Origin of the sequence: Pantoea sp. paga, from assembly GCF_007558755.1 — a bacterium.
Classification (GTDB): domain Bacteria; phylum Pseudomonadota; class Gammaproteobacteria; order Enterobacterales; family Enterobacteriaceae; genus Pantoea; species Pantoea agglomerans.
Genome location: NZ_VLTF01000001.1, coordinates 307,776 through 333,040 on the forward strand (window position 1 = coordinate 307,776; position 25,265 = coordinate 333,040).

The 25,265-nt window shown below is 52.4% G+C and carries 23 protein-coding genes and 2 pseudogenes; 16 read left to right on the forward strand and 9 right to left on the reverse strand.

What is annotated here, in order from left to right; translation table 11 throughout:
* Complete coding sequence (locus FOV68_RS01485) at positions 1–861, forward strand: PfkB family carbohydrate kinase (RefSeq protein WP_143990216.1); 861 nt, start codon at positions 1–3, stop codon at positions 859–861.
* A gap of 41 nt (positions 862–902) precedes the next feature.
* Here the strand turns inward: FOV68_RS01485 and FOV68_RS01490 are convergent, their stop codons facing one another.
* The gene (locus FOV68_RS01490) at positions 903–1,934 is read right to left on the reverse strand and encodes an NADP-dependent oxidoreductase (protein ID WP_010244937.1); all 1,032 of its coding nucleotides are present in this window, start codon (positions 1,932–1,934) and stop codon (positions 903–905) included.
* A 434-nt stretch (positions 1,935–2,368) separates the two neighbouring features.
* Here FOV68_RS01490 and FOV68_RS23940 point away from each other — a divergent pair, with 434 nt between their 5' ends.
* The 3 genes and pseudogenes from FOV68_RS23940 to FOV68_RS01500 all read left to right on the forward strand — a co-directional run bounded on the left by FOV68_RS23940 (position 2,369) and on the right by FOV68_RS01500 (position 3,368).
* A complete protein-coding gene (locus tag FOV68_RS23940; protein ID WP_166672977.1) occupies positions 2,369–2,512 on the forward strand; it encodes a hypothetical protein in 144 nt (47 codons plus the stop codon).
* A gap of 109 nt (positions 2,513–2,621) precedes the next feature.
* A pseudogene (locus FOV68_RS24235) lies at positions 2,622–2,729 on the forward strand (VOC family protein); the annotation flags it as partial.
* Positions 2,730–2,849: 120 nt separating this feature from the next.
* The gene (locus FOV68_RS01500; RefSeq protein ID WP_143990457.1) at positions 2,850–3,368 is read left to right on the forward strand and encodes a glutamate racemase; all 519 of its coding nucleotides are present in this window, start codon (positions 2,850–2,852) and stop codon (positions 3,366–3,368) included.
* On the opposite strand, the gene FOV68_RS01505 is transcribed toward FOV68_RS01500, so the two are convergent.
* Positions 3,361–4,110, reverse strand: a complete 750-nt coding sequence (locus FOV68_RS01505; RefSeq protein ID WP_031592315.1) for a DeoR/GlpR family DNA-binding transcription regulator — start codon at positions 4,108–4,110, stop codon at positions 3,361–3,363. The two genes, FOV68_RS01500 and FOV68_RS01505, sit on opposite strands and share 8 nt — an antisense overlap.
* A gap of 83 nt (positions 4,111–4,193) precedes the next feature.
* Between FOV68_RS01505 and FOV68_RS01510 the strand changes: the two genes are divergently transcribed.
* On the forward strand, positions 4,194–4,778 hold the full coding sequence (locus FOV68_RS01510) for an NUDIX domain-containing protein (protein ID WP_010670144.1): 585 nt from the start codon (positions 4,194–4,196) through the stop codon (positions 4,776–4,778).
* Between the two features lie 43 nt (positions 4,779–4,821).
* Here the strand turns inward: FOV68_RS01510 and FOV68_RS01515 are convergent, their stop codons facing one another.
* Positions 4,822–5,922 carry an NADH:flavin oxidoreductase/NADH oxidase gene (locus FOV68_RS01515; protein ID WP_143990217.1) on the reverse strand — a complete coding sequence of 367 codons (1,101 nt, stop codon included), beginning with the start codon at positions 5,920–5,922 and terminating at the stop codon, positions 4,822–4,824.
* Between the two features lie 310 nt (positions 5,923–6,232).
* Between FOV68_RS01515 and FOV68_RS01520 the strand changes: the two are divergent.
* Positions 6,233–6,634: pseudogene (locus FOV68_RS01520) on the forward strand (LysR substrate-binding domain-containing protein); the annotation flags it as partial.
* Positions 6,635–6,648: 14 nt separating this feature from the next.
* Here FOV68_RS01520 and uraH read toward each other — a convergent pair.
* Complete coding sequence (gene uraH / locus FOV68_RS01525) at positions 6,649–7,071, reverse strand: hydroxyisourate hydrolase (protein WP_115387541.1); 423 nt, start codon at positions 7,069–7,071, stop codon at positions 6,649–6,651.
* 477 nt (positions 7,072–7,548) lie between these two features.
* Between uraH and FOV68_RS01530 the strand changes: the two genes are divergently transcribed.
* The 10 genes from FOV68_RS01530 to FOV68_RS01570 all read left to right on the forward strand — a co-directional run bounded on the left by FOV68_RS01530 (position 7,549) and on the right by FOV68_RS01570 (position 18,986).
* Positions 7,549–8,793: a thioredoxin domain-containing protein gene (locus FOV68_RS01530; RefSeq protein ID WP_186289706.1), complete on the forward strand. Its 1,245-nt coding sequence runs from the start codon at positions 7,549–7,551 to the stop codon at positions 8,791–8,793.
* Between the two features lie 465 nt (positions 8,794–9,258).
* Positions 9,259–10,278 carry an alpha/beta hydrolase gene (locus FOV68_RS01535; RefSeq protein WP_083068026.1) on the forward strand — a complete coding sequence of 340 codons (1,020 nt, stop codon included), beginning with the start codon at positions 9,259–9,261 and terminating at the stop codon, positions 10,276–10,278.
* Between the two features lie 354 nt (positions 10,279–10,632).
* Positions 10,633–10,797 carry a hypothetical protein gene (locus FOV68_RS23945; RefSeq protein ID WP_186289707.1) on the forward strand — a complete coding sequence of 55 codons (165 nt, stop codon included), beginning with the start codon at positions 10,633–10,635 and terminating at the stop codon, positions 10,795–10,797.
* A 1,196-nt stretch (positions 10,798–11,993) separates the two neighbouring features.
* Positions 11,994–12,512, forward strand: a complete 519-nt coding sequence (locus FOV68_RS24240; RefSeq protein WP_227024282.1) for a LuxR family transcriptional regulator — start codon at positions 11,994–11,996, stop codon at positions 12,510–12,512.
* A gap of 20 nt (positions 12,513–12,532) precedes the next feature.
* Positions 12,533–13,078, forward strand: a complete 546-nt coding sequence (locus tag FOV68_RS01545; RefSeq protein ID WP_064704327.1) for a fimbrial protein — start codon at positions 12,533–12,535, stop codon at positions 13,076–13,078.
* 57 nt (positions 13,079–13,135) lie between these two features.
* On the forward strand, positions 13,136–13,882 hold the full coding sequence (locus tag FOV68_RS01550) for a fimbria/pilus periplasmic chaperone (protein WP_064704326.1): 747 nt from the start codon (positions 13,136–13,138) through the stop codon (positions 13,880–13,882).
* Positions 13,854–16,415: a fimbrial outer membrane usher protein gene (locus FOV68_RS01555; protein ID WP_255473577.1), complete on the forward strand. Its 2,562-nt coding sequence runs from the start codon at positions 13,854–13,856 to the stop codon at positions 16,413–16,415. The genes FOV68_RS01550 and FOV68_RS01555 overlap by 29 nt, the downstream gene beginning before the upstream one ends.
* A complete protein-coding gene (gene stbD, locus FOV68_RS01560; protein ID WP_052259202.1) occupies positions 16,393–17,745 on the forward strand; it encodes a fimbrial usher protein StbD in 1,353 nt (450 codons plus the stop codon). The genes FOV68_RS01555 and stbD overlap by 23 nt, the downstream gene beginning before the upstream one ends.
* Complete coding sequence (locus FOV68_RS01565; protein ID WP_143990219.1) at positions 17,711–18,427, forward strand: fimbrial assembly chaperone; 717 nt, start codon at positions 17,711–17,713, stop codon at positions 18,425–18,427. Before stbD ends, FOV68_RS01565 begins: the two co-directional genes overlap by 35 nt.
* Positions 18,428–18,650: 223 nt before the next feature.
* Entirely contained in the window at positions 18,651–18,986 is a 336-nt protein-coding gene (locus FOV68_RS01570) for a gamma-glutamylcyclotransferase family protein (RefSeq protein ID WP_115387536.1), read from the forward strand.
* Between the two features lie 389 nt (positions 18,987–19,375).
* On the opposite strand, the gene FOV68_RS01575 is transcribed toward FOV68_RS01570, so the two are convergent.
* From FOV68_RS01575 to hipB, 5 genes are all read right to left on the reverse strand, one after another.
* On the reverse strand, positions 19,376–21,421 hold the full coding sequence (locus tag FOV68_RS01575; RefSeq protein WP_031592300.1) for an FUSC family protein: 2,046 nt from the start codon (positions 21,419–21,421) through the stop codon (positions 19,376–19,378).
* A 75-nt stretch (positions 21,422–21,496) separates the two neighbouring features.
* Positions 21,497–22,918 carry a Xaa-Pro peptidase family protein gene (locus FOV68_RS01580; RefSeq protein ID WP_143990220.1) on the reverse strand — a complete coding sequence of 474 codons (1,422 nt, stop codon included), beginning with the start codon at positions 22,916–22,918 and terminating at the stop codon, positions 21,497–21,499.
* A 325-nt stretch (positions 22,919–23,243) separates the two neighbouring features.
* The gene (locus FOV68_RS01585; RefSeq protein ID WP_010244885.1) at positions 23,244–23,450 is read right to left on the reverse strand and encodes a type II toxin-antitoxin system MqsA family antitoxin; all 207 of its coding nucleotides are present in this window, start codon (positions 23,448–23,450) and stop codon (positions 23,244–23,246) included.
* Positions 23,451–23,554: 104 nt separating this feature from the next.
* A complete protein-coding gene (locus FOV68_RS01590; protein ID WP_115387534.1) occupies positions 23,555–24,868 on the reverse strand; it encodes a type II toxin-antitoxin system HipA family toxin in 1,314 nt (437 codons plus the stop codon).
* Positions 24,868–25,116: a type II toxin-antitoxin system antitoxin HipB gene (gene hipB, locus FOV68_RS01595; RefSeq protein ID WP_022625644.1), complete on the reverse strand. Its 249-nt coding sequence runs from the start codon at positions 25,114–25,116 to the stop codon at positions 24,868–24,870. Before hipB ends, FOV68_RS01590 begins: the two co-directional genes overlap by 1 nt.
* Positions 25,117–25,265: the final 149 nt, after the last annotated feature.

Below are 25,265 nucleotides of genomic sequence, written 5' to 3' on the forward strand. Positions count from 1 at the left end.
ATGAGCAAAATTGCAGTCACCGGCAGTCTTCACTACGACATTATGCTGGATGCACACCATCGCCCGGAAAAAGGCGAAACGGTGATGGGCAGCGCCTGTCACTATAAGTTTGGTGGCAAGGGTGGTAATCAGGCCGTCGCAGCGGCACAAGCGGGCGCTGCCGTGCGCTTTGCCGGTTCAGTGGGGCGCGATCAGCAGGGGCAATTCCTGCTGGATCATCTGCAGCAGGCCGGGGTCGATTGCACCGCCGTCAGCATCATTGATGCACTTCCCTCCGGGATGAGCGTGGCGATTACCGATGCCGAAGGAGATTACGGTGCGGTGGTGGTCTCCAATGCCAATCAGCAGATCCCGCTGGAGACCTTTGAACAGCCTGGCTTCTGGCAGGAGGTGTCGCTGCTGGTGCTGCAAAATGAAGTTCCGGAAGTGGTGAACCTCTGTGCTGCCCGGGCGGCACAGCAGCGGGGGATTAGGGTCTGTGTCAATGCCGCGCCCGCCCGGCCGTTGTCAGCCGCGTTTGAAAACTGTATCGATCTGCTGGTGGTGAACGCCATTGAAGCGCGCGATATGTGCGGGATTAGCGTGCAGGATCTGACATCGGCGCGCTCAGCGGCGGAATCGCTGGCCAGCCGGTTTGCCAGAGTGGTAGTTACCGCTGGTGAACATGGTGTTGCTTACAGCGAGGCGGGAGAGACTCATACACTGGCGGCGCAGAAGGTGACGCTGGTGAGCACCCACGGTGCCGGGGATTGTTTTGTCGGCGTGTTATGTCAGCGGCTGAGTAGCGGGGCAACGCTGGCAGAAGCGGTGAGTGCGGCAAATCGTGCAGCTGCCGAACACGTTTCCCGGCAGCCGCACTGATTAATGGCGTGCCACGTCAGTGACGCGGCACGCTAACGTCATCAGGCGCCGACGTTCACCACGGTTTTACCGAAGTTTTTGCCATTAAGCATATCGATAAACGCCTGTGGCGCGTTCTCTAATCCTTCAATCATGTGCTCGCGATAGTGGATTTTTTTGTTCTCCACCAGCGGACGCATCGCCTCCAGGAACTCAGGGTAACGGTCACCATAATCCTGGAAGATGATAAAGCCCTGCATACGGATACGGCGTTTCAGAATGCCCGCCATGATAAGAGAAGTTCTGTCCGGGCCTTGCGGCAGCTCACGCTGGCTGTAAGCCGAGACCAGACCACAGACCGGCACGCGCGCAGCGGTGTTCAGCAGCGGGAACACGGCATCAAACACTTTGCCACCGACGTTTTCGAAGTAGATATCGATGCCATCCGGGCAGGCATTTTTCAGCTGCTCTTCAAAGTCGGCGCTGTGGTGATCGAGGCAGGCATCAAAACCTAGCGTATCCACCGCGTAACGGCATTTCTCTTCACCGCCCGCCACACCAACGACACGGCAGCCTTTCTGTTTACCCAACTGACCGACCGTTGCGCCCACCGGACCGGTTGCGGCGGCAACGACCAGGGTTTCACCCGCTTTCGGCTGACCGATATCCATCAGACCCATGTAGGCGGTAAAGCCTGGCATACCGAGAATACCCAGCGCCCATGAGGGATGAGGCAGATCGTTGCCCAGCTTCGCAATCTCTTTGCCATCGGAGACGGCATATTCCTGCCAGCCGCTCTGCGCCAGCACCCAGTCACCGGTCTTGAAGTCACTGTTTTTCGATTCGGCGACCTGACAGACGGTGCCGCCCACCATCGGCTGATCCAGCTCTGCCGGCGCGGCGTAGGATTTACCCTCGTCCATCCGCCCACGCATGTAGGGGTCAAGCGAGAGATAGATGGTCTTCAGCAGTACTTCACCCTCTTTAATTTCCGGGACGGGCTGCGCCACATGGCGGAAATTCTCTTTGGTCGGCTCACCGTGTGGGCGTGAAGCCAGTAACCAGGCGTGGTTCTGGGTTGCTTGTTCAGTCATATTGTCATCCTTTTATAGCCGGGCAATGCTCAGGGCATCACCCTATGAATACCAGGAAAGTGTAGATGACCACGGCGGGAATGCGTTTAGCGCTGTGAGCGGTAAGCTGATTTACGGATAACAGGGCATAGGGAGCTAACCACGGGGACATAGCGGATGCAGGACCATTCGCGTCATGGATTCAGGCTGACGGCTGTTCACATCCGCTTGCAAAAAACGGGCAGGCGAGTCATCAGCAGTGCGGCATGACACGCACCCAGGTCAGAGGGTGGCGACTATCATTACGCTTCACCACAAGGCTTACAGGGCCAGGGCATATTTTGCGATTGCAGAAACAGAGAAGCTAAAACGCTTCTATGACCGGGTTTTACAGCATCCGCCCCGTGATGTAATGTATGAAGTGAATACCGCCATAGGCGAAGGAGGAAGAGGTTATGTACTCAACACACGATATTTCAACCCTGAAGAAAATGACAGTTGCAGAGCGTAAAGCGGAAGCAATGCGTCAGCTCAAAGAATCTTTTGATCTTGCGGAGCGCTCAGGCACAGTGCGTTCACGCGAAGCAAAGGCTGGTTGACTGTCAGCTTCCTCCCAAACCCGCTAAGGCGGGTTTTTTTATGCCTTCAATCTGTATCAGGGTTTAACAAAAGCAACACCGAAAGAGTTAATGGCTCCATGGATGACAGAGGATTCCTGCATTGAATCCTTACTGGGACCAACGGGGCGTGACATTTATCGACAGGGATGGTTATCGTGTTGTTATCCAGCATGCAGCCTGGCAATCCGCAATCTGACCTGTACCGGAGTTCACCCTGAACATTCTTTGCTTTCACACCGCGGCCAGTAATATCGCGATATTTGATGATGCCGCCCGCGCACTGGCGCGTGACAATCCACCGCTGAATCATCTGGTGATGCCTGCGCTGCTGGCAGAAGCGGAACGCAGCGGCGGGATGACGACTGCGTTACGCCGCCGTATTGCCCAAATGATTGAAACGCTGCTGCCGCAGTTCGATGCGGTGCTGATCACCTGCTCGACGCTGGGGCCGGTTGCCGGTGATTTCAGCGCGCAGGATCGGGTTATGCGCACCGACGGAATGCTGGCAGAGGCGCTGCAGCGGCAGGCAGGGCGCGCAGTCGCGCTCTGTGCGGCAGAATCAACGCTGGCGGCGACGCGGACACTTTTCTGTCAGCCCGGCAGCCAGGTGGAGGTTGCGCTGGTGGAGGGAGCGTGGGCGGCGTTTAAAGCGGGGGAGACAACACGCTATTTTGCGCTGATTGCAGCAGCAGCAGAGCAGGCTTATCAGCAGGGAGCCGTTGCGGTGGCCCTGGCGCAAAGCTCAATGACGCCAGTAGCACAGCAGTTTCCTGACACACAGCGACCCTTGAGCGGTCCGCATCTTGCGCTGCAGGCCTGCTACGAACTCAGATGATCGTCACACCCTGCTGACTCAGCGCCTGTCGCAGCGCCTCGTCCGGCTGCGTTTCCACGACCAGCGTGCTGGACAGCGACAGGTCGCCAATGGCAAATGCCGAGGCGGAGTTCAGCTTTTCCGCTGACGCCAGCACCACGGTTTCCGCTGCGCGTCCTGCCAGCGCACGCTTGACCGTCGCCTCTTCAAAATTACCGGTGGTCAGGCCCGCAGCCGGATGCACGCCGGTGACGCCCATAAAAAAGAGATCGGCATTGATGCGGTTGATCGACTCCAGCATCGCTGCGCCCACCGTCACCACTGAATGTTTATAGAGCTGCCCGCCAATCAGTATGATCTCCACGAGTGGATGATCGGCTAACGCCAGCGCCACGCTGGGACTGTGCGTCACCGCGGTAAAGCTCAGCGTGGCGGGTAACCGTCGCACCAGTTCCGCGCTGGTGGTCCCGCCATCAATCAGTACGATCTGTCCCGGCTGGATCAGTGAAACCGCTTTTTGCGCAATAACCTGTTTGGAAGCAGTCTGCACGCTTTTGCGTGTTTCAAAGGTTGCCAGCGCAGCGGAAACCGGCAGCGCGCCGCCATGTACCCGCTGCAATAATCCTTCTGCCGCCAGTTCACGCAGATCGCGGCGGATAGAATCTTCGGAGAGGCCAAAACGCTGGCTGAGTTCGCGCGACTGCACCTGTTTTTCCTGGGCGAGAAGGGCAAGAATCGTCTGTTTTCGCTGGCTGGATAGCATAACTGACCTTTGCATGTTTTTTCTTGAAGTTGCACGATTGTGCATGATAGCGTGATGGCTGTCTACCTATCCTGGAGAGCATCATGCAGCAGAACCATCCCCGCGTGCGCATCATCAATGAGCAGTTGCTGTCAGACAACTGGTATACCCTGAAGAAATATACGTTCTCACTGCTGCGCCGTGACGGTCGCTGGCAGGAGCAGAGCCGTGAAGCCTATGACCGCGGTAACGGCGCAGTGATCCTGCTTTACAACCGTGACAAACGAACGGTGGTACTGACCCGTCAGTTTCGCTTTCCGATTTTCCTGAACGGGCATGATGGCTTTCTGATTGAAGCGGCCGCCGGTCTGCTGGATAACGCTTCGCCGGAAGCGCGTATTGTTGCCGAAGCTGAAGAGGAAACCGGTTTTCGCGTCAGCCATGTGCAGAAGGTTTTTGAAGCCTTTATGAGCCCCGGTTCGGTTACTGAAAAACTCTACTTTTTTATTGCCGAGTATGGCGATCAGCAGCGTAGCGGTGAAGGCGGCGGAATAGCGGAAGAGGGTGAAGATATTGAGGTGCTTGAGATCGGTTTCGACCAGGCGTTACAGGCGATTGACCAGGGTGAGATTGTGGATGCCAAGACCATTATGCTGCTGCAGCATCTGCGGCTGAAAGGCATTTTATAAGATAACGGGCAGACCGACGTTAATGCGGCCTGCCCATTAAAGCTTACTGATCCTGCGTCAGGATGCCTTTTACATCGTGCGGTTCGGAACGCAGATATTGTGGCGGAACCTGGACTTTACCATCCAGCGCAGCGGCTGCGTGCCACGGCCAGCGCGGATCGTAGAGAATACCGCGCGCCAGCGCCACCAGGTCAGCTTCACCCTGTTGCAGCAGATCTTCTGCCTGCTGCGGCTCAGTGATTAAGCCGACCGCAATCACCGGAATCGACACCTGCTCACGAATATCGCGGGCGAACGGCACCTGATAATTGGGTCCGACACTGATTTTCTGATCTTCCGACAAACCACCACTTGAGACATGAATATAGGCACTGTTCAGCGCTTCCAGCTCACGCGAGAAGGCGATTGACTGATTGATCTCCCAGCCGCCTTCAACCCAGTCAGTGGCGGAAATGCGCACGCCTACCGGCACGGAAGCGGGTACGGCATCGCGAACGGCTTTGAAGACTTCCAGTGGGAAGCGCATACGGTTTTCCAGCGAGCCGCCATATTCATCACTGCGCTGATTCGACAGCGGCGACAGGAACTGATGCAGCAGGTAGCCGTGTGCGGCATGCACTTCGATAAGCTGAATTCCCAGACGCACCGCACGCAGGGCGCTGTCGACAAAGGCCTGTTTTACCCGCGCCAGATCGTCAGTGTTCATGGCAACCGGTTTCACTTCATCCGCGCTGTAGCTCAGTGCGGACGGAGCCACGGTTTGCCAGCCGCCGGCTTCAGGTGCAATCTGCTTACCGCCTTCCCAGGGTACGACACACGATGCTTTGCGTCCCGCATGGCCCAGCTGAATACCAACCGGAATAGAGGAGTAGCGTCGGACATCTTCCAGAACCGTTTTCAGCGCAGCTTCATTATCATCATTCCACAAACCGAGATCGCCGGGGGAGATGCGACCAATATCCTCTACGGCAGTGGCTTCAATAATCATCAGACCTGCGCCGGAAAAGGCCAGCTGGCCAAGATGGATCCTGTGCCAGGCGGTCGCATTGCCCGCTTCAGCGGAGTACTGGCACATCGGCGCAATCACAATGCGGTTATCCAGCGTAAGTTCGCCCAGCGAGACAGTGGAAAAAAGTTGGCTCATGTTATCTCCATGGTTTTATGACTGATGTGACAGGCAATAACTATAGCCGGGGATTTGCCAGGTGGGTGTTTCTTCAACGTGACATTTTATGACGGCGTGCCGGATTCAGGTTACAGATCAACGTAGCCTGCTGTCTCAGACAGGGATTGATCCGTTAACGGTTCAGCCTGGCGCGCTTTGCTGCACACGCCCGGCGAACCGGGATTCTGCGTAACGGATAATGGCAATCACCCGGGTCTGATATTCAGCTACAGGGTGACTGTCAGACCTGTGCGATTCCGACATCGACAAACAGTTCTGCGGCATTGAGTTTGGTGTGCCCGCCTATCCTGATGAACTGCGCAACGGTCACCGGCTGGTGAGTTATCTCTCGCCGCAAACCAGCAAGCCATTTCCGCTTCGGTTCGAACATCAGAGAGATAAAATTGAGATCACCTGTGCGCATCGCATTGGCGTCAATGAAAGCAACGCGCATCTGGCCGCGGGACTTGCAGGGCCTGGGATCATGCAGACATTTGATTATTCGCTGTCGTCGATTCTGCGGCAGGGAGAAAGGGTTGAGATCCTGCACGAATGGCGTCCTGCGGGTTATCCGTTTCATCTGGTTTATCCGCAAAACCGGCACGTTACGCAACGGTTTCGGGTATTTATCGACTGGCTGGTGGAGTGCTTTCCGGCACGGGTAGCGGGAGAGGGGAAATCCGGCACCTGAGTGCCGGATCGGAATCAGTTGCCGCGATAGGTAGAGTAACCAAACGGGCTCAGCAGCAACGGGATGTGGTAGTGCTCACCGCTGGCTTCCATGTTGAACTCAACCGGGATCTCCGGGAAGAAGGTTTTCTGGTTGTTCTTTTTATAGAAGTCACCGGTTTTAAACACCACGCGGTAGCTTCCCGCGCTGGCCATTTTGTCCTGCGGGAACAGGGCGCTGATGCGACCATTGTTATCGGTGACGCCTGACGCCAGTTTCACCCAGTTTTCCTGCTGCTTCTGATCCAGTTCAACTTCGATGCCTGCTGTTGGCTGGCCGGTTTGCAGGTTAAGAACGTGCACGCTCAGTGGGTTTTTAGCGGTAGCAGGCTGAGCTGCGATAGCGGATGCGCCAGAGGTCATCAGTAATGTTGCGATCAAGGCATATGAAGTTTTCATCAATGTTTCCTTTATTGATTGTCTGAAGTCGGGTGACAGTGCAAAGAGAGTAATGTGCCTGAGGGCAAAGAGATATTTAGCCGCAGGAAATGTGAAATTTCTGAGAAGAAAGAACATTGCGTTATTTAGTTACATCATACAAAAGCACTTTCAACAATAAGTCAGCCTTTGTGCGGCTATTGCTTATCAGCAGGAAAAAAGGCGTCAGCTTCGCCGATACTCAATTCAGTCACAAAAGCAGGGCAGTTACCTGCTTAACTCTGCTTTATATGAATTAAGTCAATAAGTTACAGGATCAGCTAATGAAAATAGCCAGAGCGGCGCTGCATCATAAGCAGCGCTGCGCTTTTTTGTCATCACTGTGGTCCTGCTCTGGCATTGCATTGCAGCGCAGACGATCCCTTACAGGCGCTGCCGGGAAGGAACATCAGGCAGCCAGGCTTCAGAGTGATGACCTCACATTCAGGACGACAAGTAATGAGAATGAATAAACTGGCGCTGGCCATTATGTTACTGGCTGGCGCTAACGGCGTTTCAACTGCAATGGCGGCAGAGTTGTCAGCTTCTGATTCCGCAGACAAAAGCGTCGTAAACACCCAACATGAACCTGCAGCATCCGCTGTTTCACAGCCGGACACGAGCTCGCAACCGCCAGCCAGTTCTGGTTCGCCATCCGCGTCAGAGGCACCAACCGCTCCGGCACTGCAGCAACCCGCTGATTCCGTAGCAACAGCGTCATCCGGACCCACAGCAGCAGAGCAAGAGTCTGTCGCGACTGCGCCAGTCGCTGCATCCGGTTCGGCTCCGGCACCCCAGGAAGCCACGATAGGTGCGCCGGTTCAGTCACAATCTGACAGTAATAAACCTTCACCGGCTGTTAATCCGACAGCTGATGCACCTTCCGCGGCAGAAAAGAGTGAGCCGCATCCGGCGGCAATAGCAGAGCAGCACAAAACGGATGGGGATATCCCGCAGAAACCTGCTGAGACTGCAGCCACCGCCGATGAACCGCTGTTTACACCTGAACAGGAAGCCCGTATTGGCGAAATAGCGAAAGCCTTGCTACTGAAGCACCCGGAATTCCTGATTGAAGTCGATCAGAAACTGCAGAAAATTCAGTATGACGAGCAGATGAAAGCGATGACCACTGCGGCAATTCAACATCAGGATGAATTGCTGAATGATAAAACGGTGCCTGCCATTGGGCCTGAGAACGCTAAAGTCGCGGTTATAGAATTCTTCGATTATCAGTGCAGCGTCTGTGCCCGTCAGGCACCCGTCATTCAGTCATTGATGAAAAATAACCCTCAGGTGCGCTTTATTTTTAAAGAGTGGCCGATTTTTGGCTATCGCTGGAAACCCTCTTTTGAAGCAGCCGAAACAGGTTTAAGAATCTGGCAGCAAAAGGGCGGCGATACCTATATGAATTACCACAATGCACTGTTTGCCAGTGGTCATATTGAAGGGGCGCTGACACACAAAGATGTCACTAAGGCGGTTTCTGCAGCGGGTGCCGGTAAGTTAAAAAACAACGATATGCTCGGCACATTGTCGCGCACGGATATCCTGGCGAAAAATTCAGGCTTTCAGGGCACGCCGGGAATCATTGTGATGCCTGTAGCGGGTGCGACCGCAGAGACCGTAACGGTATTCCCTGGTGGCGCAATGGAATCGATGCTGCAGGATGCGATCGATAAAGCTCAGGGTCAGGCCGGTGACTAACAGCGGCATATACAGAATTATCTCGTCAGTTATCAACTGCCGGACATCTATCGACTCGCAGGCGGGCTGTTTTCCGGCGCGAATGGCGTGAGAAAGTGAATCCGGCACGCCTGATCAGCGAGCCGGATGCGTTCAAAAAATTTACCGCGACAGGTTGTAATAAAACCAGACGGACTCAGCAGCGGCAGCGGGATAGGGTATCGATCACCGTTGGCGTCCATGCTGAACTTAACCAGAAAAGTACCATGCTTTTAACTTTTTTAGTCGTTCAGGCGTCGTGCTTAATTGCTGAAAATCGATACAGATAGCAGCAAAGTAGTTTGTTAATGGCGAAAATAGTCAGAAGGAGTAAAGGCATCACATAAATAGCGTGCTATTTAGTAGTTTACAATAAAGATTTGCCGTGTCATTGTCGCGCCAACCAGATAGCACACTACTTAATAGCAAGTTAATTGGAGTCCTGTGATGAAAATGAAACTGATCGCCAGTGCATTATTGTTAGCCAGCCAGATGAGTACCGCGTTTGCTGCACCCACTGAAAACAGTCCGCAACCGACCGCAGGCGTGGCCGCTTTCCTGAAGGCGCTCAACAGCGGAAGTGGTAAACCGATTGAGCAACTCCCCGTCAAAGATGCCCGAGCAGTGTTGACGGGTGCGCAGAAGGGCGCAGAACTGCCGCCGGCACAGATTTCACAGAAGATCATCACTATACAGGGCAAGCCTCTGACGCTGACCATCGTTAAGCCCGGGCACGCCAGCAGCACCTTGCCGGTGTTTATGTTCTTCCACGGCGGTGGCTGGGTGCTGGGTGATTTTCCGACCCATGAGCGACTGGTACGTGACATGGTGAATGCATCCGGCGCTGCTGCGGTATTTGTCAATTATCAACCATCACCAGAAGCCCATTTCCCGGTGGCAATTACTCAGGCCTATGAAGCCACTAAATGGGTCGCCGAACATGGCGCTGAAATTGGCGTTGACGGAAAACGTCTGGCGCTGGTTGGTAATAGCGTCGGCGGTAACATGGTGGCAGCGGTAGCCTTGCAGGCGAAACAATTTAAAACGCCGGCCATTCGTTATGATGTGATGCTGTGGCCGGTTACCGATGCGCGTTTCGACACCGCGTCGTATGATCAATTTGCTGACGGTCATTTTCTGACGAAAAACATGATGAAGTGGTTCTGGGATAACTACGCCGTTTCGGAAAAAGATCGTAATAACATCCTGGCATCACCGCTGCGCGCCACGACTGAACAGCTGAAGGGGCTGCCGCCAACGCTGATTCAGACTGCGGAGCTGGATGTGTTACGTGATGAAGGTGAAGCGTTCGGTCGTAAGCTGGATGCAGCAGGCGTGCCGGTTACCGTGACGCGTTACAATGGCATGATTCATGATTACGGTTTGCTCAACGCGTTAAGTCAGGAACCCACGGTCAGAACAGCTATTAATCAGGCGGGTGAAGAGTTGCGTTCGCATCTCAAATAACTGACCGGTCATGAAACCAACCCCGGACCGAATCGTCGTCCGGGGTTGGTTTCAGGCAGTAAGTTTGAAGGAATCAGTTCGAAAGCGCAGGGCAGTGCCATTGGTGGAATACCAGGAAAGAACGGAGCAGAATCCATGGCGATAAATGCGCTGTTAATATCTTATTTAACATAATATACATTATGCGCATATTGATTATGATCGGGAGCGTGATGCTCTATTGTATGGTCTGCTCACCATTTTGGGCTGATCCTGACTGTTTTCCTCTGTACAGCAAAATCTGTCAGAAACGATCACAATGTCTGCCTGACCTTGTTACTGTCGCTTACTCTGTTCCGAAACTGAAATAATGTGATGCTACGTTATTCAGCATGGCTTTCCCTGCGGGACATCTTCTTCAGCGACTCTACACGCTATCCTCTCATCAACAAACAGCCGGACGATGCAATGACGATCTCGCCCTTTGCGGCTGGCTGGAATGCACTGCTGCGCATTCTGACCGTTTCTCTAATCACTTAAGCAGTGACGTCGCTACGTGAAAATTAGCGCATTCATCAGGGCTGTCGGCCACAAAAATGCTGTAGAGGCGTCTATGCATCACCGCTTATGTTCATCCTCGTTGTCTGCCGTGCGTACCACTAAATTGTCGTAAACGCGTCCCCGTGTAACTACGCTTTCTTTACTCCGTTCCTTGCCAGGTTAATCCTGTAATGATCAAGAAAGCCTGAGTCAGCTTTCTGCTGGCTGTCTGGTCAGCCGGACTCATACCGGCTATTCGCATTGCGATTGCACGGCTGTCACCGTAACGCAGTGATGCTTTTGCCCTGAGCCCTGAAAATAAGAGTCAGTGACATCCGGTCGTTTTCAGCACTATCAGCGACACACAAAATGAGGTGTAACGTCCCTGCTCTGTCCTGTCATCCATTAACTACCTTGTCTTTTATTATAATCTGACAAAAAAGCAGAACGTAAATTTCGCACAGCAAGAATGATTCTTCGCATACAAAATCTGAATAATAATGCCCGGGAAAGAAATAAATATAGATCTCTTTTCTTTTAATGACACTGCCCAAAATAGTGATGTTCCCATACACTAAATAACTGATTTAGATCAATATTTATAGGAAGAGTGTCAATTAACATCTTTGTTACCAAGATTTTTCTTAATTAAATGTTATATGAACTATAAATATCGTCGCTAATTTTTTATTAAACCTCTTTAAAATACACATCATTTCAATGGAATTAGGGAGTAAGTACTAATAGATTCAGTAAAGAAATAACTTATCAAAGCCATTACAGTGATTCTTAAATACAAGATTTATTGCTGATCAAAATTCACTCATATTTAGCTTTGAGTGCGGAATTTTTATTGATCAAAGTGGCGATATTTGCGAAATATTCCTAACGGACGTAAAAAAATCCTGGTCTCTCAGTGTTGCTGTGGGAGTCATCGTCTTTTTTGTCCCGAATTTTCAACAAATATTACTCCCGCCCGTGGAGGTGGCTCCTTAAGAAAAATCCGAATGAAGGAAATAGCGGATAATTTTCATCGCCTTGAAATGCGGAGATTTTTATCGATAAAATAATCACAACTCTCGCAACAACGCCAAAATATTATGATAAAGATAACCAGAGAGGAAATTCGCTGCGCCAGTTGTAAATATGGCTGTGATCTCACCCATCGCGCATCAGACATTTATAGCAGATGTCCATTGCAAAAAATCACCACATGGCCGGGAGGAAATCATTTTTTCTCTTCATCCATACTCAGCATGGTCGCTGGAAAATATGAGAGTCTCTTTTGCAGAGGTTGTGTATTCGTTGACTTCTCCAGAGAAAATGTCAGGTATTTTACCAATAGCAACTGGATTGAGTATTTAAAACATACGGGATTAATGCTGATAATCGTCAGTGATCGCCATATGGAACCGCTTGCGGCGTACTGGCAAAAAGAGGACCTGCGTATACAAACTGTGATTTATGCCGATTTGTCTCTGGAGGAGATAAACAGACAAATTCAGGGCTGTTATTTCGGTTTGAAAGGCGAGGTCAGGAAGAAAGTGAATGCACTTAAACAGGATGAAGTTCGGTTCCTTGATCTGGCGATGAACGGGCTTTCACTGCCGATAATTGCCAGAGAAATGGGGGTCGAAATCAAGCGTGTATATAACATCAAAGATGCCATTCGCCGGAAAATGGGCATCAGCCTCAATCAGTTATTTTCCGCATAATTATGATAAAGGAGTATTAAATGAACACCAAATTCAGAACGCTTAATCTTGCTGTGTTAATCAGTGCCGGGCTGGTGTCAGCCAGTGTGTTTGCAGCTTCAGATAACACCATCAACTTTCAGGGAGAAGTGACCACTGAAACCTGTTCTGTTTCCGTAAATGGCAACAATGCGTCCCCTGTCGTGCTGCTGCCAACGGTCAGTACTACGGACCTTGCTGCCTCTGGTGCAACTGCGGGTGATACCACCTTCACCGTAGGCGTTAGCGGCTGCGCCGGGGACAGTACCTCTGCCACCAAAATCTCGACGGTGTTTGTGGGGAATAACGTTAGCGCTGCCGGTAATTTATCTAACACCGGAACCGCAAAAAATGTTGAGGTACAAATCCTCGATCCGAAAGATGCGGTGGTTAATCTGACCAGTGGTTATACCGGCAGCGGTGATCTGACACTTAAGACCGGTGAAACTTCTGGCTCTGCCACCTACTCTGCCCGTTATTACGCATCAGGCACGCCAACGGCGGGTACCGTTACCGCATCACTGCAATATGCCGTGACTTACCAGTAATATTTTTCGTGCGTATCTGGATAGCCAGATACGCACGCCACGCTTGAGATATCCGACATGTATTCGCGCATTATGCTGTTCCCATTAAAAATGGTAATACTGATTTTTTTGATGACGTTTATTTCGGATAACGTCCAGGCAAGCGTCACTATTCTTGGCAGCCGAATTATTTATCCGGGTAATGCTCTCTCCGTCGATGTTCAGTTAAAGAACAACGATAATATTCCTTATGTCATTCAGGCCTGGCTTGATAATGGCAATATGGATTCGCAACCTGGCGATAAGAGTGACGTACCTTTCATTATCACGCCACCGCTGTTTCGGATCCAGCCCCTGACCGGCCAGGTTTTAAGAATCCGATTCATACCTAATGTCTCATTACCACAGGATCGCGAGACGATTTACTGGTTCAACTCCCTGCAGATCCCCCCTGGTAATATTCAGGCGGAATCAGGCCGTAACAGTATTGTTTTAATGTTACGTAACCGCATGAAACTCTTTTATCGTCCTAAAGCGATTGGTCAGCCGGTTAATGTTTTCGACGGTGTAAAAGTAACGATGCAAAAAGAGGGAGTTGAAATCAACAACACTCAACCCTGGTATCTCTCACTTACAGAGGTTTCAATAAAAACAGCAGGCAAAAAAATAGCCTGCGAAGCCGAAATGATTGCGCCCTTTGCCAAAAAAGTAGTCAGGTGTAAACCGGCAACGCACTCTTTATCAGCTAATAGCGTGATTTCTCTTTCAGCAATGAATGACCAGGGAGCTAAAGTCAGTGAAGACTATCCGATTGCAGGCAGGTAATATCCGCATCTTTTTTTTGCCTCTCTGTGCATCATTTACTTTTTCAACGTATGGACACGCTGATGAATACTATTTCGATCCTTCGCTTTTTAAAGGTTCCGCCTTTGGCCAGAATATTGATCAGTTTAACCATCAGACTATCGCCCCCGGCAACTATTATGTCGATATCTATGTTAACAATAAGCTGGTTAAAAGCGGCGTCACCCTGAACTTTCTGTCAGCAGAGAAAGGTCAGCCGATAGAACCTTGTCTCCCGCTGAAGGTGGCTGAATCATTAAGCCTTAAGTCACTGAATAAATCCTCAGCCAGCGAGGGCTGTCAGCCCTTGCGTCACTGGTCATCAGCGGCTCGCTGGCAATTTGATCAGGCTTCACTGCGGCTGCAGTTCACCATTCCGGATGCGGAGTTAATTCATCTGCCCAGGGGAAATATTCCCGTCGCCGAATGGGATAAAGGGATCTCCGCCCTTTTCATCCGGCATAACACCAATTATAGCTGGACGGAAAATACCGCTTCCGGTTACAGATACCAGTATCTCTGGAGTGGCATCACGGCGGGCACTAATATTGATAACTGGCAGCTGCGCCATCAGGGCAATCTGCGGTTTATCGACAATAACGTTACCGGCAGCGATGTTCGCTACACAACGGTCAGAACCTGGCTTCAGCGCCCCATTGAACCGCTGAACAGTCTGCTGACACTGGGCGACAGCTATACAGAAAGTTCGCAGTTTGGCAGCCTTTCTTATAATGGTATTAAGCTCACTACCGATGAAAGGATGCGTCCGCAAAGCCGGCGTGGTTATGCGCCCGAAATTCGCGGTGTGGCCTCCTCCAGTGCCCGGGTTATCGTCAGGCAACTGAATCGCGTTATTTATGAGACCAGCGTGGCGCCTGGTCCCTTCGTTATCAACGATTTGTACAATACCCGTAGCCAGGGCGATCTCGATGTTGAGATTATTGAAGCCAATGGCAAAACGTCCTCGTTTACCGTTCCTTATGCCTCCGTTCCTGATTCGGTCAGGCCGGGAAACTGGCATTACTCGGTTGCACTGGGTCGGGTACGGCAATTCTACTCAGTTAATAACACCTTCTTCGAAGGGCTGTTGCAGCGCGGTATCAGTAACCGACTGACGGCTACGGCAGGATCGCGGCTGGCTCAGGACTATCAGGCCTGGCTGCTTGGCGGTGTCTGGACTTCGGCAGTGGGCGCAGTGGGATTAAACACCACCTTTTCTGATGCAAAGGTCGCACAGAACAGAAATGCTTCGGGATGGCGCGCCGAGCTGAGCTACAGCAAAACCTTTGCAACCGGCACCAACCTGGTCCTGGCCGCCTATCGTTACTCAACCAGCGGTTATCGCGACCTGCAGGATGTGCTGGGCGTTCGGCGCCAGCAGGACAATGGCATCAGTTACTATTCAGATACGCTGCATCAGCGTAATAATTTTTCTGTGACCCTGAGTCAGTCAATGGCCGATTATGGCTTAATCAGCCTGAGCGGCAGCACGGCAGATTACTATAATAACCGGTCACGTATTACTCAGCTTCAGTTAGGTTACAGCAACAGCTGGAATAACATCAGTTACAGTCTCAACGTTGCCCGTCAGCGTACTACCTGGAATTATGATCGTTTCGGGCTGAACCTGGACGATGGTGATAACTCATACCGCGAGAAATATACCGAAAATACCGTTTCACTGAATGTCTCGGTTCCGCTGAACTGGGGCAATCACACTACCTCAGTGGCCTATAACTACAACCAGTCTAAAGAAACGCGCAATTCGACTCTCTCACTGACCGGTTCATCTGGCGAGAACAATCAGCGATCCTGGTCCCTGTATGGCGGAACCGAAAATACGCAAAGTAACAGCGGCCACCGTGTCTCGTTCGGCGGAAATATTCAGCAGAATACGCGCGCAGGCGCGGTCAGAGCGAATTATGGTCAGGGGGATAATTATCGCCAGGCTGGATTAGGGCTTTCTGGTACGTTGTTGATTCATCGCGGCGGCATTACCGCCGGACCTTATACCAGCGACACTTTTGCGCTGATCCATGCGGATGGTGCCCAGGGCGCCAGCGTACGCAATGGACAGGGTGCCGTCATTGATCATTTTGGTTACGCTATCCTGCCGTCGCTGACGCCATATCAGGCCAACACCGTCAGCCTTGATACACGCTATATGAATGCTGATGCCGAATTAAGCGGCGGAAGCCAGCGCGTTGTGCCCTATGCCGGTTCCGTTACCCGAATTAATTTTGCCACGCTGCAGGGTAAGGCCGTCTTAATCGCGCTCAAAAATGAAGATCATGAAATCCCGCCAATGGGCACCGAGGTCCGTGATGCTGATAATACCGTGATAGGTATTGTGGGCCAGGGTGGGCAATTATATGCACGTGTACCGCATGACTCTGGAACCTTAAAGGTAAACTGGGAATATAAGGGCAATAAAACATGTTTTGTTGATTATCAAATAACCGGTCGCGTGAATGAGAATATTGTTCGCCTGGATGCTGTCTGCCATAAGGGTTAAACGTGTGAGAATCGAAAAATATTTCCTGTATATCTTATTATTGCTGTTCAATGTACCCGTCTGGGCTAATTGCAGCGTTGTTACCGCCACGTCCTCGTTGTCTCAAAGCGCGATTGCAGCAGGCTATACCGCCGCAAACTGGACCGGCGCCTGCGACACCTGCTCAGGGAATGTGGGCCTGCCATCTGTGATCAGCATCAATAGCGGAAAGACCTTTCAGCCCTCTGGCACACTGCTGGCCAGTTCGGTAGGCAGCTTTCTGTCATCGGCCAGCAATGTTCCCTATTCAGCTAACCAGATTCTGTATCGCTGCGCCGTGGCAGATGCAGACAGTTTGTATGAGATGTATGCCACCAATGGCGACAGCCCCTATGCCGGTCAATATATTACCTCTGAAGTGGACGGCGCCTATTATGATGTCGCTGCAAATGTGGCCGTCAGGCTAACTAACCTTACAACTGGCGAATATTACAGTCGCTACTGGAAAGCCCGACAGCTGACAGCCAGTGACTGGTATTCTGATGGCACCTATATTTATATTCCGGCCAGTGCTTTCAGCAATGTGCTGTATGAAATGTTTAAAATAGACTCTACGCGCTATTACGCCAGCAATAGCAATCGCTATGTGGACAACTGGACACAACCTCGCGGATATATTGCTTTTAAAGGACCAGGCCTGGATACCAATAATCTGAAAGTGGGCCAGGATAGTCTCTCTTACTGGTATGGTTTTTATCGTAACTGGCCCGCCGCCTGGAGCACCTTCTCAAATGTCACCTATGTGCGTGGCGCGCTATGCGAAGTGCAGGATTATCCTTCGGTGGTGCTGCTGCCTACCGTAAGCGTGAATACTCTTGCCGCGGGCGGGAAAAGTCAGGCTCCTTTTAATATCACTATCCAGTGTGAGTCCGGTGCTATCTCCGGCATCAGTACATCGACGATCACGTCAGCAAATGTTGCTATGGGCTTTCTCGTTAACCAGTCAAATGCGGTGACGCAGGCAAGAAATCTGGGGCTGACGACGGCTGGCGGCGGGTTAACCTGGCTGCTGGATAGCCGCTATGGTAGCAGCGCTGCCGCCTCCGGCGTCGGTATAAAAATTTATGACAGTCATAATATGGCGCTCAACTTACTGCCTGACAGAACAGTGACGGGCACGGGCAACAGCCGTGGCTGGTATGCCTATAAAGATTTAACGTCGCAAATCTCCTCAGGAGGCGCTGATATTTACAGCGGTGATTTCACCGCCTCTCTTGAAGCGCTCAGCGGGCAAACTATTACAGCAGGAACAGTCAATGCGCAGTTACAGGTTGTGGTCAGTTTTCAGTAACGTCGTAGTGCTATCTGGCGTCCTGCTCTCATTCAGCGTCTGGGCGGTGGTCAATGTGGATAAAACCCGGATCGTTTTCAATCAATCGGATCTGACTCAGTCGGTTAACGTCGTCAACAGCGGCGAAAACGAAACGTATTTGCAAATCTGGACAGATGACGGTGATCTGACTCTCTCACCCGACGCCAGCATTACGCCTGTCATAGTCATACCGCCGGTTGTAAAAATGTTTCCAGGAGAAATGCGATCGTTGCGTCTGGTACTCACTTCACGTCAGGCGCTGCCCGCGGACAAAGAGAGCCTCTACTGGTTAAATATTTATCAGATCCCTGCGCTGAAAAAAGAGCTTAACGCGGCTGAACGTAAAGTGGTGTTACCGCTGCGAATCCGGCTAAAAATCTTTATACGGCCTGAGGGACTAAACGCCCCGCTGACCACCGATCCGGAAAAGCTCCGTTTCGCGGTAAAGGGGAATAAAATCGCCATAACCAACCCTACTCCCTGGTTCATGAGCATGAATGTCTATTCTGAAGGTCAGCAATCAATAAAAAATCTCACTCTTGCCCCACAATCTGATGCTTACATTGACAGTCACACTCCGCCTAAACCCGGTGAGTCAGTGAATTATGCGGTGATCAATGACCAGGGGGTTCCGGTTAATTACACGACAACCTTGAAGTAACAGGACGTGAGTGCCATCAGCTGACAGGCAGATGGCACTTAAACCGACCTTTTGCGGCAGTCCAGGGCGTCGCTACATGAATTCTGCGCATCTGATGGGGCTGGCAGTACGCAGAATTTACCTACGCATGGCGTTTTGAGAAGCTGAAGAGGCAGTTCCGCAAGACAATCCATTTTTGTCACGTTAAAGTTGCTGGCTTCCACTGTTTCAACGACGAGAAAAAATGAAACGCTTATTTGTCTATGGCACGCTCTGTCCGGGCCGTGAGAATGCCCATATCCTGGAAAATATTGGCGGAGAATGGCTGGCCGGTTCGGTGAACGGCACCTTCTATCAGCGCGGCTGGGGCGCAGCGGCTGATTTTCCGGGCATCGTTCTGGATGAGCATGGCCCCGACGTGCCGGGTTATCTGTTTCTCTCCGACCAGTTGGATGCCCACTGGCCGATGCTGGATGCATTTGAAGATGGCTATGATCGCGTCGAGGTTTGTGTTTCTGCCGAGGATAATCGGCAATACAGTGCGTGGATTTATCAGCTCCAGCCGCAGGAAAACAGCTGAGTTATTACCGTTGAACGTTTCCTGCATGCACCCTGCTTTCGTGCATTGAGATGCGCGTGCCCTGCTCTTATTGCAGACTTCTGGCGCATCGGGACGCGTTTATGACCTGTATCAACCAGGCGTGTCTGGCTAGAGAATTGAAAATGCAACAGTCTGAATTAAAAGCGGTATAATGCCTGCGCTTCACGCTCAGCCCATTGCTGGCCATTTTTACCAACCAGCCTTTCCACTCAGCTGATCTTATTTTCCTGTAAGACAGGATAAACAGGCACATTGTCTGACTTCTTATCTAAATAAGAGTTAATGTATGATGTAACTAAAAAACTGTCATCCGCTTTTGTCCCGCTTTACGCTATCTTATCCCCACCAGCCAGCCCTGTTATACCGGGTTAATCTGGCCAGCGCTGATGTGGAAACAGTGATACCCGAATATTAAACAGATGGATTAAGGGCGCAACAGCCACACTCTCCTGTCGGGCGATCGGCTCCAGTCTTAGCAGCAACAGATCCAGCTCTTCCAGCAGATCCTGATGTGGCGCTAACTGCAGCGACTTCATCTTGCGCTTCAGGTATAGCGCCAGCTCGTGAAACATCTGACCACTATCAATCTGATGACTCTCCAGCACCTCACGATAACGTGCGTAGAAGTCATAACAGTTGGCGCCCAGCCAGGTTTCAGTAATCAGATAGCCCCCCACCACGATATCCGGCACCGGATCGAGCCTTTTACGCGGCAGAATGATATTCACCCGGTCGAGCATCCGCGCAATAAATTGCTGCCGTGACAGTAGCGTAGCGGAATTGCGCTCCACCATTTTAATAAACCCTAACAGATCGCGCAGCCCCCGTTGCACCGCTCTTCTGGCGATCCATGACGGCCGTTTGTTGCGAATCAACGCCGTCAGCACCACCGCAAACATAATCCCCACCATCGAGGAGATGGCCGCATTCAGCGTGACGATCAGATTGGGGACATAGTGATGGCTTAAGCCGATAAAACCGGGGATCTGAATGGCGACACTCAGCCCCACCAGATTGGTCGCCGGATTAGCAATGACCAGGCTCAGCAGCATCAGACCGGGCAGCAGTATGATCATCAGCGCCTGTAAGGTATTGGCCTGCGGGATCAGAAAAGCGATGTAGAACAGGCTGACCACCAGCGCAATCATCACCCCTTTCACGAACAGCTTCATTGGCGTTACCGGGGAATCGACACCAGCAAAAAATGAACTGATGATCGCCGCCATTAGAGGTGCATTCGCCCCATCGGCCCAGCCGCTGCCGATCCAGAACAGGCTGGAGAGGAAGGTCGCCAGAAATGCCGTCAGCGCGGACAGGCGTAACAGTCCCTTATCAATATGCCGGTGTTCCCGGATATTGCGTATCGCCGCCCCATCCCCGTGGCTGTAGAGATCCCCTGCGCGCGCACTGACATTCTCATAAGCATCGGCAATGCGCACAAAGTTAGCCAGCCGCTCCAGCAGCCCGATCAGCAGCAGGCTCTCTTCGGTTGCCAGCAGCCCTGCCCGCCATTCGTGTTCCAGGGTTGCCTGACTGGCAGCAATCGCTTCACGCAGTCCGGCAATATCGTTAATCCGGTCGTGATGCAGCCACAACAGAAACTGCTGAAACACGTCGGTGACGCACGGCGGAAAACGAATATTCAGTTCGGCCAGCACACCCAGCCGTGACTCAATCGCGGTCAGTGTCGGCAGCAGATAAGTCAGATGCTGATACTGTACGCTGACCAGACGGATGACATTACGCGCCGCTTCGCCCTCATAGACGCAGTGGGTCAGCAGCGTTTCAACATTCAACGGATAACCCGCCATCTGAATCAGGATATCTTCCCGCTCCAGCGATTTGTTCTTGGCCATTCCGCTGATGAGTTCATCACAGAGTTTGCGCGCGTTCTGAAACCAGAGATTAACGCTCTGCCCCAGCAGATGATGCATCGAGACCGGAAACACCAGCCGGTGAACCAGCGTGCTGCAAAGGATGCCCAGCGTAATCTCCTCAATACGTGAAACTACGGTGTTGATGATTGCCGACGGTGACTCCACGTCAGGAAAGCCCATAATCGCCGCGCTGTAGCCGGCCAGCATAAAGATATAGCTCTTCGGCGTGCGGTCATGCAGAGAGAGCCAGAGGCAAACCGTTACCCACAGCGATACGCCCAGGCTGAATAACACTGGCGACTGCACCGTTTCGGGGTAGATCAGCAGAATAAAGATGCCGCCCAGCAGCGTGCCCAGCAGGCGAAACAGCGATTTCGAGACGGTCGATGCTGCATAGAGTTGCGAGGTGACAAACACCGTGGTCAGCGCCCAGGCGGGTTTTTCGAAGTTAAGAATGAGCGCCACAGAGAGTGCGATAAACGCGGCAAGGGAGGTTTTGCAGGCAAACAAAACCGCGTTTTTGGTAAACCATTTCATCGAATGAGAGCAACCAGGAACTTTCTGAGGCGCGTATCCTGACAGAAGCGCCTGCGTTTTACTCTCAGTTAAATTTTACAAATTATTACCGGCCGCCTCAGGCCGGTTAATCCCCTGCTGGCGCACCAGCGCACGGCGCTTATCCAGTAAAAAAGGGCGCAGATAGCCTACCGTGTTCGACAGCAAAATCACCTCTTCAGCAAGCTTAATCCTCAGCACGTCTGTCAGGTACGCTTTGCGCTGAGTCATTCGCTGCCAGAGATCGGGAAAACGACACGCCAGCTCATCACGCAATGCCGCATCCGCCAGACCGACCGTATCCTCGATACTGCAGCCGCCATAACCCGGCACCGACGGGATAATATCGATCTGCAGCAACATACCGCTTTTCAGTGTCACGGCTGAATCGGGATAGATGGGCGAGCTTAGCCACTCCTCGTCAGCCACCAGATGCCCCGGATTAAGATGCCAGCCATACTGCGCTTTCGGCAGCACCGTTTCGATAAGCGAATAGAGTTCGCCGCCAGCGATCCCGATCCGCAACTGCTCCAGCCAGCTGACCACCGCGTGATAATAGGGGATTGCCAGCCGGGTCAGCAAGTCAGAGACGTTACACTGTAACTCAGAAGCGTCACTGACCACGTAAGCCGAGCGGCTGGTCAGCCCGCCTTTGTAGCCGGTGGTAAGAGAAAGCTTGTCGCCTGTTGCAATCCGTTTATCAGACGGATAGAGCCGGGCCTGGGCGAAACGATCGCCGGTCGCGGCAATCGTCACCACCGTGTTTGGCTGCCCTTCTGCGTTCAGACGTGCACCTAACGCCTTTTCTGTGACACCCGGCGCTACGCTATCCAGCGCAGCCAGCATCGCGGTTGAAGCAAGATTGGCCCCCGCCTCATAAAACGCCACTTCATCGGCGCAGTTAACGCAGCGTGCACCGTTGTCAGGCGAGATAAACAATCCCGTGGCGTTTACCAGTTGCGCATCGCCGCCCGCTGCCTGCGCCGCCGCGGCATAGATGAACTGCGGCAGATCAAACATCCCTTGCTGCCTGCCGGTAAATAACTTCCAGCCCACCAGCCCGGTGCATTCTCCCGCCACAATTCCCGCCTCTGTTAACAGCTGAGCCAGGGGCTGCTCCCCGCGCATAGGCTGGTTGGGCAGAGAAAAGACCGCCGCATGCAGGCAGCATCCCGGATTGCGGGCAAACGGCACCAGCTTGAGGTTCTCATTACCCATGATATAGGTGAGTTTGCCCTGCTGAGTCACCACCAGCAGCGCCTCCTCGAAGCGCGGAATGAATCCCGCCAGATATTCAAAATTGCTGCCGTGCTCTTTGTCGGCATAGATAATCAGTTGCGCAATCTGCTGCTGCTGCATCCGCTCAATAATGGCGGCCAGACGGCGATGCAGTGTTTCATCAGACATCACAGGGCTGGCAGCACCGGGAAATACTGGCGGTGACGGGATTGTTTCCAGGACATAGCGATTGGCATCCATAACGCACTCCGGTGGCCAGATTGACGGGGTTTGTTTCCGTTCCCAGGGTAAACCTGAGGATTACCCTGTAGGGTGCCACAATCACACAACTTACTCGTTGCGTGTTATCAAAAGATGGACATCCCCCTGTAACGATTTCGCCTGCCTTGTGCAGGCTTTTTTATTTGCGCTTCGTCGCGCGGCGTACAGTGATAGCAGAAACCCGCGACGGAAAATGGCCGAGATACCGAAACCTATATCTTGCCGGCAGGTGAATAATCAGACCCGGTTTGCAGACAATCGGTGAGCAGAGACAAGAAAGCCCGCGCTAAGCGGGCTCTCTATGTTATTTGATGGGCACGCCTGCATTCTCCAGCGCTTCAGCCTTTTCGGGATATAACTCCGACGTTCCGGCATTCATAATCACCGCTCCACAGCGGATGCAGTGATCGCCCTTTACATCTGGCACAACGTCCTCCGGATTACCCGTATTTAGACTGACGTCGCGCGTGGCGTACACAAACGCCTCTCCTTCACATCCCGGACACTTCATACCATCACTCTCCTGTTAAGCCTGTCAGATAAGCATAGCCGACAGGCTTTTAGCCATACACAGAAGGAGAGGTTTTTCAGGATATTGCCAGCTCATAAGCGCCATCACTCTTTGTGCCGCAGCCGCTCCAGCATAATCAGTGAATGACTGAAAATGGCGTCGGCGATGTGCTGCGGGAAATCTGGCGGCAAAGCATCGCGCACCGAGACCACCGCCTGGGGAAAGGCCTTAATAAAGAAGTCGAAGATCTGCTGCAAACTGTCACGATCAAAACTGACGCTTTTTGCCGTGGCGATAAAATGGCGCGGGAAGATTTTGTCGATCTCTGTCTTCTTCCCCTTAGTGGCACGCAGACCCATCGCCAGTTTCAGCGCTCGCTTGTTCAGACCGGTGCCGCCCAGTACCGGGTAAGCGGAGATCACATCATAAAAGGGAGTCAGTCGATAACTGCCGCCGCGCTCAATAAACAGTGAGAAGTTCTTGGCGTGACCGTCGGTTGCGCCAATCAGCCACTGAAACACCTGGAACATCATAAAGCGATAGCGATCTTCGATGGCGTTGCTCGATCCCATCAGTATCTGCATGATCTCCGCAATGCCCGGCCCGCCATCCGACTCATATTTGGTTGAAGATGGCAGTCCCAGCGCCTGACAGAAATCCTCCTGCGGCAGGCGGATCAACCGGGTTTTATCGCGTGACCAGCGGCGGTCGAAACGTTCTACCGCCAGGGCGCGCATCTGTCCGGCACGGATAATCGTTGCCTGCGGCACGTCGATACCGAGTGCACGGGCCAGCGCCAGACAGAGATACTCATTCTCCACACTTTCGCGCATATCCAGCGTCGCGGCCGGCTGTTTAATCTCTCCGATCGGCAGCTTAATGATGTGCGAGGTGGGCGTGGCACCGGCAGGAATGCTCCAGCCTTCATCGGTCAGCAGCAGTGCAGTTTTCTCCTGCGCCCCCGCGACCGAGATGCGGAAATCGGTCTCTTCACGCAGCATCCCCAGCGGGATATCTGACTGATAGGCCGACAGCACGCTTTCAAGCCGGGTTTCATCCAGCACTTCATAGCGGGCCTGCAGTGCGGGCAGTGGCATATCGGGCGGCAGCAGCATGGTTGCCCCGACGCTGTCACGTCCCACTTCCTGCAACAGATCAAACGGCTGACGGGATTTAATCTGGTAACGCGCCACGATTCTGTCGCGAATCAATGGGCTATCCGGCAGCAGGTTATCGAAGAAGTTAATCACGGCGTGTGAGGTGATCGCTTTAACCTGCAACGGCATCGAAAGTGACAGCGGCCTGGAGAGCGGATTACTCAGCCAGGCGGTATCATACTGAAACTCATGAGCGCCGTTTCGCTGGCGGGTGAGTACGCCTACCCGCTCGCCGTTCATCCACGCAATCAGCCTTTGCATTACCACTCATCCTCATCATGCAGCTGAGGCGCACTGGCCTCCTCTTTCTCCTGAACTTCCAGACTCAGCTCCAGCGACTGTAACAGCTTAAACAGCGTTGCCAGCGAGGTGCTGTCAGGGGCATTTTCAAAGTGAGAGATGGTAGCCTGTTTCAGGCCGACCTTTTTCGCCAGCTCACTCTGGGTCCAGCCATTGCGCTGACGAATGAGCTTTAGCCGGTTTGCCAGCTGTAGCGGGCTGTATATCATGGGGTGACTCCTTCTGGATCACAGGCTGTAAGCATAGCGCAGGTATATTATCCTCGATAGGGTATAAAATACCATTTATCCCCTGCAAAGGATAATAACCACTTTATACCCTTTAGCGGATAATTTGGTAATTATCCTTTGAAGGGGAT